Origin of the sequence: Streptomyces sp. RPT161, assembly GCF_027533845.1 — a bacterium.
In the GTDB taxonomy this organism is placed as follows: Bacteria; Actinomycetota; Actinomycetes; order Streptomycetales; family Streptomycetaceae; genus Streptantibioticus_A; species Streptantibioticus_A silvisoli_A.
Genome location: NZ_JAPZVN010000010.1, coordinates 22,774 through 42,971, shown reverse-complemented (window position 1 = coordinate 42,971; position 20,198 = coordinate 22,774). Strand labels below are relative to the sequence as shown.

The window sequence follows — 20,198 nt, the reverse complement described above, 5'->3', positions numbered from 1 at the left end:
GCCCAGACCACTGCCATGAGTCCCAGCCACCTGGAGTCCCCTACTCATGCCCTACGCCACCACCGCTACCCTCACCGATCGGCGACTGTCCTCCCCACCCCGAGCGTTACAGGAGCGCCTGGAGTCTCTAGCCCTCACCCACCGGGTACCCGGAGCCCAACTGGCCGTGGACACCGGGACGCACGTCCTCAGCGTGTGCACCGGAACGGCCGACGCCGCCACCGGTGCCCCGTTCACCGCGGACACCGCCGTTCCGCTGGGATCGGTCACCAAGACCTACACCGCCGCCGCGGTGATGCTTCTCGCCGACGACGGCGACCTCAGCCCGGACGATCCGGCCGCCCTGTTCCTGCCGGAGCTGCGGGCGTTACCTCAGTTGACGGTGCGCCACCTCCTCAGCCACACCGGTGGGTTGCCCACCGGCCCCGACTCGGACACGGCCGTCGGCACCACCTTCTCCCGCTACCTGGCGGAAGCCTGCACCCCCCGCGACACCCTGTTCGCACCGGGAGCGGGCTTCTCCTACTCCAACGCCGGATACGTCGCGGCCGGACGACTGGTGGCGGAGGTGACGGGCATGACGTGGCAGGACGCCGTCCGAGCGATGCTCCTGGAGCCGCTGGGCACCGTGCCCGCCTTCCTCGGCGACACCGCCCCGGCCCGCCCCACCGCTGCTGGCCACGCCCGCAACACGGCTTCCGGCCGCGTGCGTACGGCGCAGCAGAACCTGGCCCCGGTGGAGGCGGCTGCCGGTGGCCTGCTGGCGAGTGCCCTGGATCTCGCGGCTCTGGGAAGGAGCCTGGTGGGCCGGTCTGCGGTGTTGCCGGCCGCCGTCGCCGCGACAATGCGCGGTCCCGAACCGGAGGCCGACCCCGGGGCCTTGGCCGACGCCTGGGGACTGGGCGTGGCGCTGTTCCAGCAGGACGGCCGGTGGTGGTGCGGCCACGACGGCAACGCGCAGGGCACGTCGTGCCATCTGAGGGCTGAGCCGGACAGCGGAGTGGTGGTCGCGTTCACCGGCAACTCCAGTGGCGCTACCGCTCTTTGGCACGACCTCGCCGAGGACGTGGCCCGGCTCATCGGCCTACGGGTGCCGACCGCTCCGGCCCCCGTGCACCGTGGCCGTCCCGTGGATCTCCCCGAGTGCGCAGGCACGTACCGCAACGGCCGCACCGAGTACCGGATAACACTCGACCCGGGCGGCTCGCCCACGCTGTCAGTGGACGGCGACCGCCCGCTGCCGCTGGTGTGTTACCCGGACCTGACCTGCGAGCTCGTCGACCCGGCCACCGGTCGGCGAGAACCCGGTGGACGCTTCCACCGCGACCCGGCCACAGGCGCCATCGACCGGGTGCAGATATCCGGACGCACCGCCCGCCGCACCGCGTCCGTCTGAACGGCGGTCTGCCTCACCCGTTCGCACGCGCGGACGCCCGCGACACCGCTCCGCCGCGCCCGGCCTGTCCGCCTTGCCCGGCGCGCCCCACTCCGCGCGCACCGCATCGTCCCCGCCCCGAAGGACTTCTCCCATGACGGACCTGCACGACACGCCCGCGGCGTCCCCCCTGCCGCGGGCCGAAAACGCCGCCGCAGTTCCGGGCAGCGCCGCGGCCCGTCCGGCGCCGCACCCGCCGTTCGGTGAGCTGTTCACCGCGTGGCTCGCCCGTACACCGCACGCGCCCGCAGTGACCGACGGTCGGCGGACCTGGTCCTACGAGGAACTGGCGGCGCGGGCAGAGAGCCTGGCCGACGACCTCCTGCGGCGGGGAGCCGGACCGGACCGGGCGGTGGCGCTCGTGCTGCCGCGGTCCATGGAACTCGTCGCCGCAGAACTGGCCGTGGCCCAAGCGGGCGCCGCCTTCCTGCCAGTGGACCCCGACTATCCCACCGAGCGCCGCGCCCTCATGCTGACCGACGCCGCACCCGCCGTGGTCCTCGACGACCTGACCGAGGTCCGTCACCTCATGGGTGACGGCACCGGTCGACGGCGAGTGGCCCGGTGCGCGACGGTGGAAACGGACCACGCGGCCTACGTCATCTACACCTCCGGTTCCACCGGGATGCCCAAGGGCGTGACGGTCACTCACCGGGGCATCGCAGGCTTCGCGGAGGCCGCCGCCGAACGCTATGCCGTGGGCCCCGGCGACCGTGTGCTGCAGTTCGCGTCCCCCAGTTTCGACGCATCCGTTCTGGAACTGTGCATCTCCGTCCTGTCCGGCGCCACCCTGGTCGTGCCGCCGGACGGCCCCTGGTTGGGTGACGAACTCGCCCGCGTCCTGGACGAGCACCGCATCACCCACGCCCTCATCCCGCCGGCCGCCCTCGCCACCCTGCCCGATCCGGAAAGATGCGGTGCGCCGCATCTGCGCACGTTGATCGTGGGCGCCGAGGCGTGCCCGGCCGCACTGGTCGACCGCTGGGCACCACGGTGCCGCATGATCAATTCGTATGGGCCGACCGAGGCCACCATCGTGGCCACCTGGACCGGGCCGCTCGCCGCCGGCCTCGGCACCCCCACGATCGGCAGCCCCCTGCCCGGCACGCAGGCACATGTGCTCGACGAGACGATGCGGCCGGTACCGGTGGGCACCGACGGTGAGCTGTACGTGGGCGGGGACGGGCTGGCCCGAGGCTACCTCGGCCGCCCGGGCTTGACCTCGACACGATTCGTCGCCAGCCCCTTCGGGCCGCCCGGCACCCGCCTCTACCGCACCGGCGACAGGGTCCGCTGGAACGCTGACGGAGAACTGGAGTTCCTCGGCAGGCTCGATCGCCAGGTGAAGGTGCGGGGCTTCCGCATCGAGCCGGGCGAGATCGAGGCGGCCCTGCTCTGCCACTCCGATGTGCGAGAGGCCGTGGTCGTGGTGCGGGAGGACGAGCCGGGCCGGCAACGGCTGGTCGGCTACGTCACGCCCGCCGACGGAGAACGAGCGCCCGAGTCCGCGCGGTTGCGCGCAGCGGTCGCCGCAGCCCTGCCGGCGCACATGGTGCCCTCCGCCATCGTCGTCCTGGACCGGCTGCCGCTCACCCCGCAGCACAAGGTCGACCACCGCGCCCTGCCCGCGCCCGGCCCCACATCGGTGGCAGACCACGTCACGCCGCGCACCCCGAACGAGCGCAAACTGGCCGCCATCTGGTCGGACGCGCTGGGGGCCGAACCCATCGGTACGCAGGACGACTTCTTCGATCTGGGTGGCGACTCGATACTGGCCGCGCGCGTGCTCTCCCGGATCCGCGACGAACTGGGCGCCCGGCTGTCGGTCCGGGACGTCTTCACCGCCCGGACCATCGCCGCTCTGGCCCCATTACTCGACGACCCGTCAGCCGCCGCGCCGGCGGAAGCGATCCCGCCCGCCCCGCGCGACCAGCCGCTGCCGCTGTCCAGCGCGCAACGACGGCTGTGGTTCCTGGACGACCTCACCGCGGGCGGTACCGAGTACAACACCGGCGTGGCGCTGCGATTGCGCGGACCACTGGACCCCGGTGCGCTGCGCCGCGCCCTGGACCGGCTCGCGGCCCGTCACGTGTCCCTGCGCACCACCTTCACCACCGTCGACGGCCAGGGGGTGCAGCGGATCGACGCCGACGCCACGCTCCCGTTGCGCACCGCGGACCTGGGCGCGCTGCCCGCCCAACAGCGGGCCGAGGCCGGCGAACGCCTGCTGACCGAGGAACTGAGCCGCCCCTACGACATCGCGACGGGGCCACTGTCCCGGGCCCTGCTCATCCGCATCGACTCCGACGACCATCTACTGCTGCTCGCCCAGCACCACATCGTCACCGACGGCTGGTCGGTAGGCGTCCTCACCCGGGAGCTGGCCGCGCTCTACCACGCGGAGGTGTCCGGCGAGCCCGACTCCCTACCCGTGCCGAGCGTCCAGTACCCGGACTTCGCCGTGTGGGAGCGGCAGCGGCCGGCCGGGGACGCTGATGCGGAGGATCTGGCGTACTGGAAGCGGCACCTGACCGGTATGCAGCACCTCGATCTGCCCACGGACCGCCCCCGGCCCGCGGTGCGCACCACCCCCGGCGCGGCGCATCGCCAGCACCTCCCGGCGGATCTGGTCGCACGGCTGCGGAACCTGGCGGGCGGCCGGAGCACGACCGTCTTCACCCTCTTCGCCGGGGCGGCTGCCCTGCTGTTCTCCCGGTACTCAGGGCAGCGCGACGTGGTCTTCGGCACCATCACCAACGGACGGGGCCGCCGGGACCTTGAGGACGTGACCGGCTTCTTCGCCAACACAGTGGTACTGCGTGCCCAAGTGGACGACACCGCCACGGTCGACCGGTTCGTCGAGACCATGCGGGCGACGGTGCTGGACGCCTTCGCCCACGACGGCGTGCCGTTCGACCGCGTGGTCGAGGAGCTGGCCCCGGCCCGGGACCCCAGCCGCACGCCGCTGGTGCAGGTGCTGGTGGTCCAGCAGGCGCCCCTGGACCTCCCTTCGCGAGCCGGTGGGCTGCGGATCGACGACCACCCGCTGCCCCGTCCGGCGGCACGCTTCGACCTCGTGCTGGAGTTCACGCCGCGCGCGGACGGCACCTGCGAACTGACCGTCGAGTACAACACGGATCTGTTCGAGGCCCGCACCGTGGACCGGATGAGTCGTCATCTGCACCGCCTCCTGGAAGGCATGGCTGACGGCCCGCACCGGACGCTGGGGGAGCTGCCGCTGCTGTCGGAGGAGGACCGGCGCACACTGCTGGAGGCCTGGAACCCGCCCGTACGCGCCCAACAGGGCGGAGCGGCCAGCACGTTGCCCGCACTGTTCGAGGCGCAGACGGCCCGCACCCCCGACCGGACCGCGGTGGTCTGCGGCCCAGTCCGGCTGGACTACGCCGAGGTGAACCGGCGCGCCAACCGGCTCGCACGGCTGCTGACGGCTCGCGGCGCGGGCCCGGAGACCCTGGTGGCGCTCTGCCTGCCGCGCTCGGCCGACCTGATAGCGGTTCTGTGGGCGGTGCTGAAGTCCGGGGCCGGATACCTCCCGGTCGACCCCGGTTATCCGCCCGACCGTATCCGCTTCATGCTCGCCGACGCCGCTCCCGCCCTCGTCATCGCCACCCGCGAGACCGTGGGCGCGCTGCCGGAGGGCTGCGACCCGCTGGTTCTGGAGGACTGCGCGGCCCACGACGGGACAGCCGGGAAACAGGACTGTCTCCCGAGCACCGTCGCGGACGGACCGGCCGACGCCAACCCGACCGACGCGGACCGGCTGCGGCCACTGGACCCCGACCATCCCGCGTACGTCATCTACACCTCCGGGTCGACCGGCCGCCCCAAGGGTGTGGTGGTCACCCACAGCAGTGTGTCCGCGCTGGCCGACTGGGCGGCGGAGCGGTTCGGCCCCGAAGGGCTGGCCCATGTGGTGGCGTCCACCTCGCTCAACTTCGACGTCTCGGTCTTCGAGATGCTCTGCCCGCTGCTGGCTGGTGGATCCGTCGAGGTGGTCGCCGACCTCCCGGCGCTCGCCGACGCACCGGAGCCGCGACAGGCCGGGCTGGTCAGTGGTGTGCCGTCGGTGGTCTCCCGGATGCTCACCGAGGGCACCGCCGTCCAGCCGGACACGGTCGTGCTGGCCGGCGAGGCGCTGCCCGCCCAGACCGTCCGCGACCTGCGGCAGACCCTGCCCTCCTGCGCGGTGGCCAACATCTACGGGCCGACCGAGGCCACCGTCTACGCCACCGCCTGGTTCGTCGGCGAGACCGTGCCGGACCAGGCGCCGCCGATCGGCAAACCCGTGGCCCGCACCCGGGCCTACGTCCTGGACCGGCTGCTTCGCCCGCAACCCCCAGGGGTGACGGGGGAGCTCTACCTCGGGGGCGGCGGCCTGGCGCGCGGCTATCTACGCCGACCGGGCCTGACCGCCGCGCGGTTCGTCGCCGATCCCTTCGGGATCCCCGGGGACCGCATGTACCGCACCGGCGACCTGGTGCGCTGGACCGCCGACGGAGAGCTGGAGTACCTCGGCCGGACCGACCAGCAGGTGAAGGTACGCGGCTTCCGCATCGAACTGGGCGAGGTGGAGGAGGCGCTGCGGCGCTGCGAGGGTGTCGCCGAGGCTGCCGCGACCGCCCGCGAGAGTGACCGCCACCGCCGTCTGGTCGGCTACGTGGTGCCGGCCCCGGGCGCCCGGGTGGAACCGGAGACGGTGCGCCGCACCCTCGGCCGTACCCTGCCCGACTACATGGTGCCCTCGACCGTCGTGGTCCTGTCCGCCCTGCCGCTGAACCCCAACGGCAAGCTGGACCGCGGCCGGCTCCCCGACCCCGGCCCTGCGGCGCAGGGCAGCCGCCATGTCGCCCCGCGCACCCCGACCGAGCGGACGCTGGCCGCGATCTGGGCGCATGTCCTCCATCTGGAGCGGGTGGGGGCGGACGACAACTTCTTCGCACTGGGGGGCGACTCGATCCTCAGCATCCAGGTCGTGGCCCAGGCCCGGCAGGCGGGCCTCACACTGACCTCCCGCGATGTCTACCGGCACCAGACGCTCGCCGCCCTGGCCCGATGTGCGGACGCCGCGGACAGTCGGCGGTCCGCGGCCCCAGCCGCGGTGTCCGCCACCGGCCCGACACCACTGACGCCCATTCAGCAATGGCTGTTCGACAGCGCCGCGGAGCGGGCTGGCCACTACGCCCAGACACTCTCCCTGGAAGTCCCCGCAGCCGTGGACGCGAGCGCCCTGGAGGACGCACTCAACGACGTACTCGTCCACCACGACGCGCTGCGCTCCCGCTTCCTCACCGAGGACGGCGATACCGGTGTCCAGTGGCACATCGACGACAACGCGCCCCGTCTGCGCCTGGTACGCCACAGCGGCCCGGAAACCGACACACCGCACCTGGGCCCCTTCGACCTGCGCAACGGCCCGCTGCTGCGTGCCGTCCTGCACGACCGGGGCTCCCATCAGCCCCGTGTGCTGCACCTGGCCGTCCACCACCTCGTGGTGGACGGAGTGTCCTGGCGCATCCTGCTGGAGGACCTGGACCGGGCTTACCGCGCCCGCCGCGACGGGCGCGATACGACGCGGGAGCTGCCCGCGAAGTCCTCGGCACTGCGGCACTGGGCCCAGCGCCTGACCGCGTACGCCGCTGAGGGCGGCTTCGACGACGAGCGGGAGTACTGGACACGGTCGGTCGCGGGCGCCCGGGCGGCGCTGCCAACGGACCTGAGCGGCATCAACTCCTATGCCACAGCCCGTTCGGTGACCGTGCGCCTCAGCGCGCAGGACACCTCCGCCTTGCTGCGTACCCTGCCCGAGACGTACCGCACCCAGGTCAACGACGTGCTGCTGAGCGCCCTGGGGCGGGTGCTGTGCGCATGGACCGGACACGACCGGGTGGTGGTGGACGTCGAGGGGCACGGCCGCGAGGAACTGTTCACAGACGTCGACACCAGCCGCACCGTCGGCTGGTTCACCACTCGCCACCCGGTCGCCCTGGCCGTTGCGCCGGACGACGACTGGGACACCGTCCTCAAGCAGGTCAAGGAGCAGTTGCGGGCGGTGCCCCTGCACGGCCTGGGCCACGACGTCCTGCGCTACCTGGCGGCTCCCGGGGCGCTGCCGTCTGAGCCGGCCGCGCAGATCAGCTTCAACTACCTGGGACGGTTCGCGCAGCCGGGAGGACCGAACGGCCTCTACCACGGCCCCTTCCGCCCGCTGGAGTTGGACGCCGACCCGCTGGCCACACGTCCGCACGCTCTGGAGGTCGTGGGACGCCTGGACGGCGACGTGCTGGAGTTCACCTGGTTCCACTCGGCACAGTTGCACCAGGACAGTACCGTCGCCCGCCTGGCCGGCCGGTTCGCCGAGGCGCTGGCCGACCTGGCCCGGCACGCCACACGACCGGGCACCGGCGGCCGCACGCCCTCCGACTTCCCGCTGGCCAGGCTCGACCAGGGTGCCGTCGACCAGATTGTGGGCGAGGAGCCGGAAGCGGTGGAGGACATCCATCCGCTCACCCCCACTCAGGCGGGCATGCTCTTCCACGGCCTGTCCCCGGACGCCCGCGGCGTGTACTTCCAGCAGCTGACCTTCGTCCTGAACGGCGTACCCGACCCCGCCGCACTGGCCGAGGCATGGCAGCGGGTCGCGGACCGTACCCCGGTGCTGCGCGGGCGCGTCGTCTGGCAGGACGTGCCCGAACCACTGTTCGTGGTACAGCGTCACGCACCTGTGCCGGTCGCTCGTCTGGACTGGCGCGACCTGCCGGAAACCGCACGGGAGGGACGACTGCGCGAGCTGCTCCTGGCAGACCGTGAACAGGGCATCGACCTGGCGAACGCCCCCCTTCAGCGCTTGGTACTCGCCCAGCTCCCGGACGCCGCGGTGCAGGTGGTGTGGTCCTTCCACCACCTGATCCTGGACGGCTGGAGCCTGTTCCAGGTCCTGTCCGATGTCTTCGCCTCCCACGCGTCACTCGCCGGACGCCCTGGACGGCCGGGCATCCCGGAGCAGGACGCCCTGCCCGACCGGCGCCCGTTCCGCGACTACGTGGCCTGGCTGAGCGGCCGCGATTCGGCGGAGGCCGACCGGTACTGGCAGGCCCGCCTGCGTGGCCTGACCGAGGCCACCGCGCTGCCGTACGACCGCGAGCCGCGCGAGAGCCACCGGGCGCAGTCCACCGAGGCGGTCCGCGTCACCGTCGCCGCCGACACCACCCGGGCGCTCGAAGCCCTGGCCAGGACGGCGGGGCTGACCCTGAACACCCTCGTCCAGGGCGCGTGGGCGCTGCTGCTGAGCCGACAGGCGGGCCGCGACGAAGTGGTCTTCGGCACCACCGTCTCCGGACGGCCACCCGAGCTTCCCGGCGCTGATGCCATGACCGGTCTGTTCATCACGACGCTGCCCACCCGGGTCACGGTGCCGCGCACCGGAACCCTCCTCGCCTGGCTGCGGCAGCTTCAGCAGGACCAGAGTGAGGACCGGCGCTTCGACCACCTGCCGCTTCCCCGGATGAGGACGTTCACCGGCCTGCCCGAGCGGGCCGCCCTCTTCGACAGCATCGTCGTCTTCGAGAACTACCCGGTCGACGACACGCTCGCCGCCGCACACGGGCTGCGTCTGAGCGGCCTGGACGGCATCGAGACCACCAACTACCCGCTGAGCCTCGTCGCCTATCCCGGCGCGGAACTGGCCCTGCGCCTCGGCTACGACCCCCGGCTGTTCGACGCGGACACCGTCACCCGGATGGGCGAGTACCTCACCGTGCTGCTGGCCGGGATCGCCGCCGACGCCCAGCGGCCGCCCACTCGGGTGCAGCTGCTGGCGGCCGACCGCCGGGAGCAGGTGGTGCGCGAGTGGAACGACACGGCCACCAACACGCCCGACGCCACGGTGGCCGAACTCTTCGCCGCCCAGGTGTCGCGCACGCCCGGAGCCGTCGCCCTGGTGACCGCAGACGAGCGCTTCACCTACCGGGAACTGGATGCCCGTGCCCAGGCGTTGGCCGCCCGGCTGGCGGCGCTCGGCGTGACGGCGGAACGCCCGGTGGGCGTGCTGATGGATCGCTCTGTCACGCTGGTCGCCGCCCAACTAGCCCTCGCGCGCACCGGCGGGGTGTACGTCCCCTTGGACGGCAGGGCGCCACTGGAGCGGCTGCGGCGGATGCTCGCCGAGGCGGGTGCCGATCTGTTGCTCGCCGACGCCGCTTGGGAGGAGACGGCACGGGATGTGCTCCCCGGCGGACGTGTCCTGAGGGCGGACGGTGACGCCGCCGCATCCACGCCGCCACGTGCGGCCGACGCCGCGGTGCACCCGGACAACGTCCAGTACCTGATGTTCACTTCAGGCTCCACTGGCACGCCCAAGGGCGTCGCGGTGCGCCAACGGGACGTCGCCGCGCTCGCCCTCGACCGTGCCTTCGCCGGTCACGACCGGGTGCTCGTGCACTCCCCGCACGCGTTCGACGCGGCCACCTACGAACTGTGGGTGCCCCTGCTGCGCGGCGGCACCGCTGTGCTGGCGCCGCCGTCGGAGCTCGACGTCGCCACGGTGCGCCACGCGATCGCCGACCAGGGCGTGCGGTGCCTGTGGCTCACTGCCGGCCTGTTCCGTCTGTTCGCCCAGGAGGACCCCGGCTGTCTGCGCGGTGCCCGGGAGGTGTGGACCGGGGGTGAGGCCGTGCCCGGTGCGGTGGTGCGCCGCGTCCTGGACGCCTGCCCCGGCCTGACAGTCGTCGACGGCTACGGCCCCACCGAGACCACCACCTTCGCCACCCGGCGCGTCTTCCGCGCCGGTGATCCGCTGCCCGCGGTGCTGCCCATCGGGCGTCCCCTGGACAACGTGCGGGTCTACGTCCTGGACGGCGCGCTCCAGCCCCAACCGCCCGGCATACCCGGCGAGTTGTACATCGCGGGCGCCGGAGTGGCGCGCGGCTACGCCGGTCAGCCCGGAGCGACGGCCGCGCGCTATATGGCAGACCCGTTCGGTCCACCCGGCGGGCGCATGTACCGGACCGGCGACGTCGTCCAGTGGAGCCCGAAGGGCGAACTGCACTTCGTGGGCCGCGCCGACGACCAGGTCAAGATCCGTGGGTTCCGCATCGAACCGGCCGAGATCGAGGCCCGGCTCACCTCCCACCCGGCCGTCGTAGAGGCGGTCGTATCGGTGTACGAGCACTCCGGACACAAACGCCTGGCCGCCCACCTCGTCCCGGCCGAGGGCGGCGCGGTACCGCCCGCGGCCGAACTGCGCTCCCATCTGTCGGCCGACCTGCCGGACTACATGCTGCCTGCCGCGTACGTGACGGTGCCGGAGCTGCCACTGACCGCCAACGGCAAGGTGGACCGGCGCAGCCTGCCCGTCCCCGACTGGTCGTCGGCGGCCGACGTCACCTACCGCGCGCCGCGCACCGAGACCGAGCGCCTCCTCGCCGGGATCTGGGCGGATCTGCTCGGCGTCGACCGGGTCGGTGCGGACGACAACTTCTTCATGCTGGGCGGCGACTCCATCCTCAGCATCCAGGTGGTCTCCCGTGCCCGCACCGCGGGTCTGGCGCTGACCCCCCGGGACCTGTTCCGGCATCCCACGATCGCCGCCCTGGCCGCCGCCACCGGTACCAGCGCGCCCGTCGTCGGAAGCGCACCGGTGAGCGGGGAAGTCCTCCTCACGCCGATTCAGCACTGGTTCCTCGACCCCGGGCCGCGGTGTCCGGAGTTCTTCGACCAAGCCGTCGTCGTCGAGACGGCCGGCGACCCCGACCCGGATGCCCTGCGCCGTGCGCTTGCGGCCCTGTGGTCCCACCACGACGCCCTCCGCTGCCGTTTCGTCCGGCGGGAGGATGGATCCTGGTACCAGTCCTGCGCGGCTCCCGACGCGGCCCCACCGGAACTGCTCACGGTGTGTGACCTGACCGGGCTGGACGCGGCGGCGGCCGAGGCGACCGAGGCGCGCGTCACGCAGGAGGCGCACAGCGGGTTCCGGCTCGACACCGGGCCACTGGTCACCGCACGACTGTTCATGGCCACCGGTACCCGGCCCGCACGGGTCCTGCTGGCCGCACACCACCTGGTGGTCGACGGCGTCTCCTGGCGGATCCTGCTGGAGGACCTGGAAACCGCCTACCGGCAGGCACGGGCGGGGGAGCCGGTGCGCCTGCCCGAGCGCACCACCTCCGTCCAGGAGTGGGCGCGGCGGCTGCGCGCCCACACCAGCGACGGCGGTTTCGCGGCACAGCGCGACCACTGGGAGACGGCGGTCCGGCAGTGCGCGGCCCCCCTGCCGGTGGATCGCGACGGCGGCAACTCCGTAGGCGACGTACGGGCGGTGACGGTCCGTCTGGACCGACGGCGCACCGACGACCTGCTGCGCAAGGTGCCCGGCGTCTACCGCACACGCATCGACGACGTGCTGCTGGCCGCCCTCGGCCGGGTGCTCGCCGCATGGACGGGATACGACACCGTCGCCGTAGCCCTGGAGGGGCACGGCCGCGAGGACCAACTGTTCGACGACGTCGACCTGTCCCGGACCGTCGGCTGGTTCACCACCCTGTTCCCGGTCGCCCTCAAGGTGCCCGAAGGGGACTGGGGCACCACCCTGAAGTCCGTCAAGGAGCAACTGCGGGCCGTACCGGACCGCGGCATCGGCTACGGGGCCCTGCGCCACCTGGCCGGGGACGAACGGCTCACCGAGGCGCCGATGCCCGGCATCAGCTTCAACTACCTGGGCCGCTTCCAGTGGTCCGCCGACCCAGGGGGACTGGTGTGCGCGGTGCCCGGCGGCCTGGGCGGCGCGGAGGCCCCCGAGTCGGTGCGCCCGCATCTGCTGGACGTGGTGGCCCGCGTCGAGGACGACCACCTGGAGATCAGCTGGCACTACAGCACAGGACGGCACCGCGAGGAGACCGTCGCCGGGCTCGCCGAGGGCATGCTGCGGACTCTGGAGGAGATCGTCGCCCACTGCTCCCGGCCGCACGCCGGCGGCCGCACGCCGTCCGACTTCCCGCTGGCCCGGCTTGACCAGGCGGCCGTCGACCGAGTCGTGGGGGACGGCCGGGCGGTCGCCGACCTGTACCCGGTGACGCCGATGCAGGCGGGCATGCTGTTCCACAGCCTCATGAACCCCGATGGCCGCACCTACGTCAACCAGGTGCAACTGGTGCTGTCAGGGGTGACCGATCCGCATGCCCTCGCTGATGCGTGGCAGCGCACGGCGGACGCCAACCCCATGCTGCGCACGCGGCTGGTGTGGCAGGAGACCGCCGAACCGCTCCAGGTCGTGCAGCACAGGGCCACTGTGCCCGTCACCCACCACGACTGGTCCGGCTGGCCCGTCGAGCGGTGCGAACGGGAGCTCGCCGCACTGCTCGCCGAGGACCGGCAGGACGGAATCGACCTGGCCGCGGCACCGCTGATGCGGCTCACGCTGATCCGGTTGTCGCCGGAGCGCGTGCGGATGGTGTGGACGTTCCACCACGTGCTGCTCGACGGGTGGAGCGCCGCCCAGGTCTTCGACGAGGTGTGCGAGCGGTACGCGGCCCTGACCAGGGGGTGCCGCCCGGACGTGCCGGAACGTGCGCCCTTCGCGGACTACCTGCGCTGGCTGGCCGGGCAGGACACGGCGCGCGCGGAGCGCTACTGGCGAGAGGCGCTGGCCGGTTTCTCCGTCCCCACCCGACTGCCGTGCGACCGGCGGCACGCGGAGGCGCATCGCACCTCCTCGTCCGGGTCGGTGCGGGTGACGCTGGATGCCGCACTCTCGGCGCGGCTGCGGGAGACGGCGCAGCGGGCCGGCCTGACCGTCAACACCGTGCTCCAGGGCGCCTGGGCGCTGCTGCTGTCCCGCTACGGCGGCGGCGACGACGTGGTGTTCGGCACGACTGTCTCCGGACGCCCGGCCGAGCTGCCGGGAGTGACCTCGATGGTCGGCGTGTTCATCAACACCCTGCCGACCCGCGCGCGGATCGACGGGCGGCGCGAGGTACTGGAGTGGCTGGGCGAACTCCAGGCCGCCCAGTCGGAGTCGCGGCGCCACGACTTCGTCTCCCTGGCCCAGTTGCAGACCTGGAGCGAGGTCCCGGGCGGCACGAATCTCTTCGACAGCATCGTGGTCTTCGAGAACTACCCGTTCGACGGCGACGCCCTTGCCCGGCACGGGTTGTCCATGGAGCAGGAACGCGACCTGGAACCGACCAACTACCCGCTCAGCGTGGTGGTCGCCCCCGGCGACGCCCTGTCGATCGCGCTCGACTACGACCCGGCGGTCTTCGACGCGGAAACGGTCGAGGGCCTCGGCGCCAGTCTGCGGACGCTGTTGACGCAGATCGCCACCGACCCGGACCGCAGCTTGGCCGACCTGCCGCTGGTGGACCCAGTGCAGGGCCGCAACCTCCTTGAACGGTTCGGCGGCCCGGTGATCCAGGTGCCGCACCGGACGCTGCCCGAGGTCTTCCAGGAGCAGGTCGCGCGCACCCCGGACGCCCCGGCCGTGCTGGCCGGCACCGAACGCCTGACCTACCGGCAACTCAACGAGCGCGCCAACCGGCTGGCCCGCACGCTCGTCAACGCGGGCACCGGCCCCGAGCGGTTCGTCGCTCTGGCCCTGCCCCGCACCGCCGACCTGGTCGTGGCGCTGCTGGCGGTCCTCAAGAGCGGCGCCGCGTACCTGCCCGTGGACCCCGGCTACCCCGCCGAACGCATCACCTTCCTCTTCGACGACGTCCGGCCCGACGCCGTGGTGACCAGTACGGAAACCGCCGGTCGGCTGCCGGACGGCCCGTTCGAGCGGATCGTGCTGGACGACCTGGCGTGCTCCGAGCGGCTGGCGTCGGCGTCCTCCGCCGAACTGCGGGACGAAGAGCGGCACGGCGCGCTGCTGCCCGCCCACCCGGCCTACGTCATCCACACCTCCGGCTCGACGGGGCGCCCCAAGGGCGTCGTGGTCGCACACGAGTCGGTGGTGGCGCTGACCGACTGGGCCGCCGTCGAGCTCGGGGGCCGGGGGCTCGGTCATGTCGTGGCCTCCACCTCACTCAACTTCGACGTGTCGGTGTTCGAGATCCTCTCCCCGCTGCTCTGCGGCGGGTGCGTGGAACTCGTACCCGACCTGCTGGCCCTGGCCGAGCGTCCCGGCCCCTGGCGCGCCGGCCTGCTCAGCGCGGTGCCGTCCGCCCTCGGACGGTTGTTGGCGGAGGACACCGTCCGCGCCACCGCCGACACGGTCGTGCTGGCCGGCGAGGGGCTGCCCGCACGGACCGTCCGCCAGGTACGTGCGGCGATTCCCGGCTGCAGGGTGATGAACATCTACGGCCCCACCGAGGCAACCGTCTACGCCACCGCTTGGACCTGCGACCCAGCGGACCCCGATCGGGAACCGCCGATCGGCCGGCCGATCGGCGGTTCCCGAGCCCATGTCCTGGACGACCGGCTGCGTCCCGTCCCGGTGGGGGCGCCGGGAGAGCTGTATCTCGCGGGGACCGGAGTGGCCCGCGGCTACCTGGGCAGGCCCGGTCTGACCGCCTCCCGGTTCCTCGCCGACCCCTTCGGTCCTCCTGGGGCCCGCATGTACCGCACCGGGGACCTGGTGCGGTGGACCGCCGAGGGTGACCTGGTCTACCTCGGCCGCACCGACGACCAGGTGAAGGTGCGGGGCTTCCGCATCGAACTCGGCGAGGTCGAGGCCGCATTGGCTCGGCACCCGCTGGTGTCGGCCGCCGCCGCCCGCGTGGTGGAGGACGGCGGTCACCGGCGGCTGGTGGCCTACGCGGTGCCCGAGGGGCGCGCGGCGCTGGAGCCCGCCGCGCTGCGCTCCTTCCTGGCGGGCACACTCCCCGACCATCTGGTCCCGTCGCTGGTGGTCCCGCTGGAGCGGCTGCCGCTCGGCGCCACCGGCAAGCTGGACCGGCGTGCGCTGCCCGAACCGGTGTGGTCCGCCCCGGCCCCCGGCGGGGGCCTGCCGCCGCGCACGGACGCCGAGAGGACACTCGCGGCGATCTGGTCGGAGGTGCTGGGCGTGCCCGACGTCGGGGCGCGCGACAACTACTTCGCGCTCGGCGGCGACTCGATCCTCGGCATCCAGATCGTCTCCGCCGCTCGCAGGGCCGGTCTCGCGCTGACCCCCCGGCACCTGTTCCAGCACCAGACGGTCGCCGAACTGGCCGCCGCGGCCGAGGACCTGCCGGTCCCGGTCACCGCCGCCGAACAGGGCCCGTTCGTGGATGAGGCCCCACTGACGCCCGTGCAGCACTGGCTGTTCGACACCCTCACCGGCGATCCGGCGGCCTTCACCCAAGGGGTCTGCTTCCACTTGTCCGCCGACCCTGACGAGTCGCTGCTGCGCGCCGCGCTGGCCGAGGTCCTGGAACAGCACGACGCGCTGCGCCTGCGGTTCACGCTGGGCGGCGACGGCCGATGGCGCCAGCAGGGCACCGCGCCCGGCGGCGCACCGCACCTGGACATCCACGAACTGCCCGAGGAAAGCGCCGAGGACCTCGACAGGACGCTGCGACGGCTGGCCGACAGGCTGGCCTCCGGCTTCGACCTGGCCGACGGACCGCTGCTCAGGGCTGCCCTGTGCCGCCCAGCTGGCGACCGGCGCCCGGTTCTGCTGCTGGCCGCCCACCACCTGGTGGTGGACGCGGTGTCCTGGCGGGTGATCCTTGAGGACCTGGACGCCGCCTACCGGGCGCTGCGGGACGGCTACGCGGTGGACCTCGGGCCGAAGACGACCTCCTTCGGGGCCTGGGCCACCCGGCTCGCCGGGCATACCGCGGCTGGCGGCTTCGACGACGAACTCGCCCACTGGCAGGGCCTGAGCGGGTACGCCGACGTGCCGACCGACCTCGACGGAGGCAACACGGCCGAAGACGAGGAAACCCTGACGGTCGGTCTGGACGACGACCTGACGCGCCGACTGCTCCAGGACGTGCCGGAGGTCTACCGCACCCGGGTCAACGACGTCCTGCTGTGTGCCCTCGGCCGGGTCCTGGCGCGCTGGACGGGGCGGGACCGGGTGGCGGTCGTGTTGGAGGGCCATGGCCGGGAGGAACTCTTCGACGACGTCGACCTTTCCCGTACCGTCGGTTGGTTCACCACCATGTTCCCCGTCGCCCTCGCGGTGCCGCCAGGAGCGGACACCGGGGCTGCCCTCAAGTCCGTCAAGGAGAGCCTGCGCGCCGTGCCGCGGGGCGGAGTAGGTTACGGCGCCCTGCGCCACCTGCGCCCCACGGCCGAGGCGCGGCTGCCGGAGCCGCCGCGGATCGCTTTCAACTACCTGGGCCAGCAGGACTGGAGCGCGGCCCCCGGCGGCCTGCTGCACACGCCGTACGGCGCGTTGGCGGGCGGTATGGACCGAGCGGGAGAGCGGCCGCACCTCATCGACGTTGTGGGTCAAGTGCGCGACAAGCGGCTGGAGTTCACCTGGTCCTACTCGCGCGAGGCGCACCGGCGCGAGACCGTCGTCCGGCTGGCGGCCGAGATGAACCAGGAACTGGGGGAGATCGTGCGGCACTGCGCCGAGCCCGGCGCGGGCGGCCGCACCCCGTCGGACTTCCCGCTGGCCCCGCTGGACCAGGCCGCCGTCGACCGGTTGGTGGGTACCGGCCGCGACGTGGTGGACCTCTATCCGCTCACCCCCACGCAGACCGGCATGGTCGTTCACGGGATGGACGAGCCCGGCCAGCGCCTGTACGTCGAACAGATCACGTTCGTGGTGGACGGAGTGCGCGACACCCGCCTGCTGGCCGCCGCCTGGCAGCACGTGGTCGACCGCACGCCCGTCCTGCGCACGGCCGTGGTACTGCACGGAGTTCCGGTGCCGCTCCAGGCCGTGCACCGCACTGCCACCCTGCCGGTCACCGAACACGACTGGAGCACCCTGCCGCTGGGGGAGCGCGAGGCGGAACTGGAGCGGCTCCTCGCCGCCGACCGAGCCCGCGGTCTGGCCCTCGACAGCGCCCCGCTGCTGCGCGTCGCCCTGGTCCGACTGGGCCCCGACGCGGTGCGGGTGGTGTGGACCTTCCACCATGTGCTGCTGGACGGGTGGAGTGTCTTCCACGTGCTGTCGGACGTCATGGCCTGTCATGCCGCACTCGCCCGGGGCGACGAGCCCCGTCTGCCGGAGCGCCGGCCGTTCGCTGACTACGCCGCCTGGCTCGCCAGCCGGAACACCGCCCGGGCCGTGGAGCACTGGAAGCGTGCCCTCGCCGGTATGACCGCGCCCACGGCGCTGCCGTACGACCGCAGGCCCGCCCAAGGCGCCGTGGCCCGCTCCGGGACCTGGTTGTCGCAACGTCTCGACGCCGCGGAGACGGCCCGGCTGACGGAGTTCGCCCGCCGACACCGCCTCACCCTCAACACCGTGGTGCAGGGCGTCTGGGCGCTGCTGCTGTCGCGCTGGAGCGGCGAGCGGGAGGTGTGCTTCGGTACCACCGTCTCCGGGCGCCCCGCGGACCTGCCCGGCGCCGACACCATCACTGGCCTGTTCATCACCACCCTGCCCGCCCGGATCACCGTGGAGGGCACCGCGCAGTGCGACGCGTGGCTGCGCGAGGTGCAGGAGGCGCGGGCGGAAGACCGCCGCTTCGACCACCTGCCGCTGACCGACCTGCACGCCTTGACCCAACTGCCCGCCGGGGCGCCGATGTTCGACAGCTTGCTCGTCTTCGAGAACTACCCGGTCGGCGATGCGACGGCCGACGCGAACGGCGTACGGGTACGGGACCTGGACGCGCGGGAGGCCACCAACTACCCGCTCACCGTGGTGATCTCGCCCGGCGACCGGCTGAGTGTCGAACTGGGCTACGACCCCAGGTACTTCGAGCAGGCCACCGCCCGCTCCCTGGCCGCCCAGCTACTGCACACCCTGCATGCCCTGGCCGCCTCGCCGGACACCGTCCGCCTGGTCGCGGTGGACTCGCTGCCGCCCGAGGAGCGGGCACGGCTGGTACGAAGCCCCGCGCGTCCGACGTCATCGCCGGTCCCCCCGGCCACCCTGCCCGCGTTGGTCGAGGCCGCGGTCGACCTCCTGCCGACGGCACCGGCGCTGAGCGCACCGGGTCTGCTGCTGTCGTTCGCCGAAGTGGAAACGCGGGCGAACCGCATGGCGCACCGGCTCATCGCCCGCGGCGCGGGCCCCGGCGACATCGTCGCCCTGCTGCTGCCGCGCTCGGCGGACATGGCCCTCGCCCAACTGGCGGTCGCCAAGGCGGGCGCCGCGTTCCTGCCGGTGGACCCCGGCTATCCGGCCGAGCGGGTCGCGATGATGCTGCGCGACGCGGCCCCCGCCGTGACCCTCGACGCCCCCGAGGTCGCCGAGCTGCTCACGGCACCGACCGAGGGGATGCCCGAGAAACGGCCCACCGACGCCGACCGGCTCCGCCCGCTGGACCTCGACGATCCGGCCTACGTCATATACACCTCGGGCTCCACCGGCACCCCCAAGGGAGTCGTCGTCACCCACCGGGGCCTGGCGCCCTTCGCCGCCGCCGAGGCCCAGCACTACCACGTGGCCACCGGAGACCGGGTACTGGCGTTCGCCTCCCCCAGCTTCGACGCCTCGGTGCTGGAACTGTGCATGTCGCTGCCGCACGGCGCCCGTCTGGTCGTACCGCCACCCGGCCCGCTGCTCGGCGCCGAACTGGCCGAGGTGCTGCGCCGCGAGCGCATCACCCACACGCTGCTGCCGCCAGCCGCGCTCGCCACCCTTCCGCCGGACACTCCCGGCACTCTGCCCGACCTCAAGACCCTCGTGGTCGGCGCCGACGCGTGCGGCGCCGAACTGGTCGCCCGCTGGGCCCCGCACCACCGCATGGTCAATTCCTACGGGCCCACCGAAGCCACCGTGGTGGCCACCTGGTCCGCCCCACTGGAACCCGATGGAGCGGCGCCGCCCATCGGCCGCCCGCTGCCGGCTACCGGCGTCTACGTCCTCGACGAGCGGCTTCGCCCTGTCCCCGACGGTGTGCCGGGTGAGCTGTGGCTGAGCGGCCCGGCCCTGGCGCGCGGCTATCTGCGCCGCCCGGGGCTGACCGCGACCCGCTTCACCGCCGACCCGTTCGGCCCGCCGGGCGCCCGCATGTACCGCACCGGTGACCTGGTGCGACGCGACGCCCGCGGCGAACTGCACTACCTGGGGCGCACCGACCATCAGCTCAAGTTGCGCGGCCACCGGATCGAGGCGGGCGAGGTCGAGGCCACCCTGGCCCACCACCCAGCCGTGGTGGACGCGGTGGTGACCGTACGGGAGGACGAGCCGGGGCTGCCGCGTCTGGTGGCCCACGTGCTGGCCCAGCCGGGCGCCGAGCCGCCCGCCGCCGCGGAGCTGCGGGCGCTGGCCGCCCGGTCCCTGCCCGGTCACATGGTCCCCTCGGCGTTCGTGGTGATGGACCGTTTCGCGCTCACCGAGAACGGCAAGACCGACCGGGCCGCCTTGCCCGCCCCGGCACCGGCCGAGGAGGAGCCGGCCGGCCGCGTCGCCCCGCGCACTCCCACGCAGGAGGCCCTGGCCGCCTTGTGGGAGGAGGCCCTGCACACGGCCGTGGGCGTGGAGGACGACTTCTTCTCCCTGGGCGGCGACTCCCTGCGCGCCCTGCTCATCGCCTCCCGGGCCAATGACGCGTTCGGCGTGACGCTCACGCCCCGCGACGTGCTGGTGCGCCGCACCATCGCCGCCCTGGCGGAGCTGGTGGAGGAGCAGGTACTGAGTGACCTTGAGGACGCCGCGCGCGGCGACAGCGACCACGACGAACGGTGAGGACCG

At 73.2% G+C, this 20,198-nt stretch carries 2 protein-coding genes; both read left to right on the top strand.

Features of this window, described 5'->3' with window-relative positions; genetic code table 11:
• Positions 1-46: 46 nt before the first annotated feature.
• Positions 47-1,396 (top strand): serine hydrolase domain-containing protein, encoded by a 1,350-nt coding sequence (locus O5O46_RS20335; RefSeq protein ID WP_269856946.1) that lies wholly within the window; start codon positions 47-49, stop codon positions 1,394-1,396.
• Between the two features lie 133 nt (positions 1,397-1,529).
• On the top strand, positions 1,530-20,192 hold the full coding sequence (locus tag O5O46_RS20330; protein ID WP_269856945.1) for a non-ribosomal peptide synthetase: 18,663 nt from the start codon (positions 1,530-1,532) through the stop codon (positions 20,190-20,192).
• The last annotated feature ends 6 nt before the right edge of the window (positions 20,193-20,198 follow it).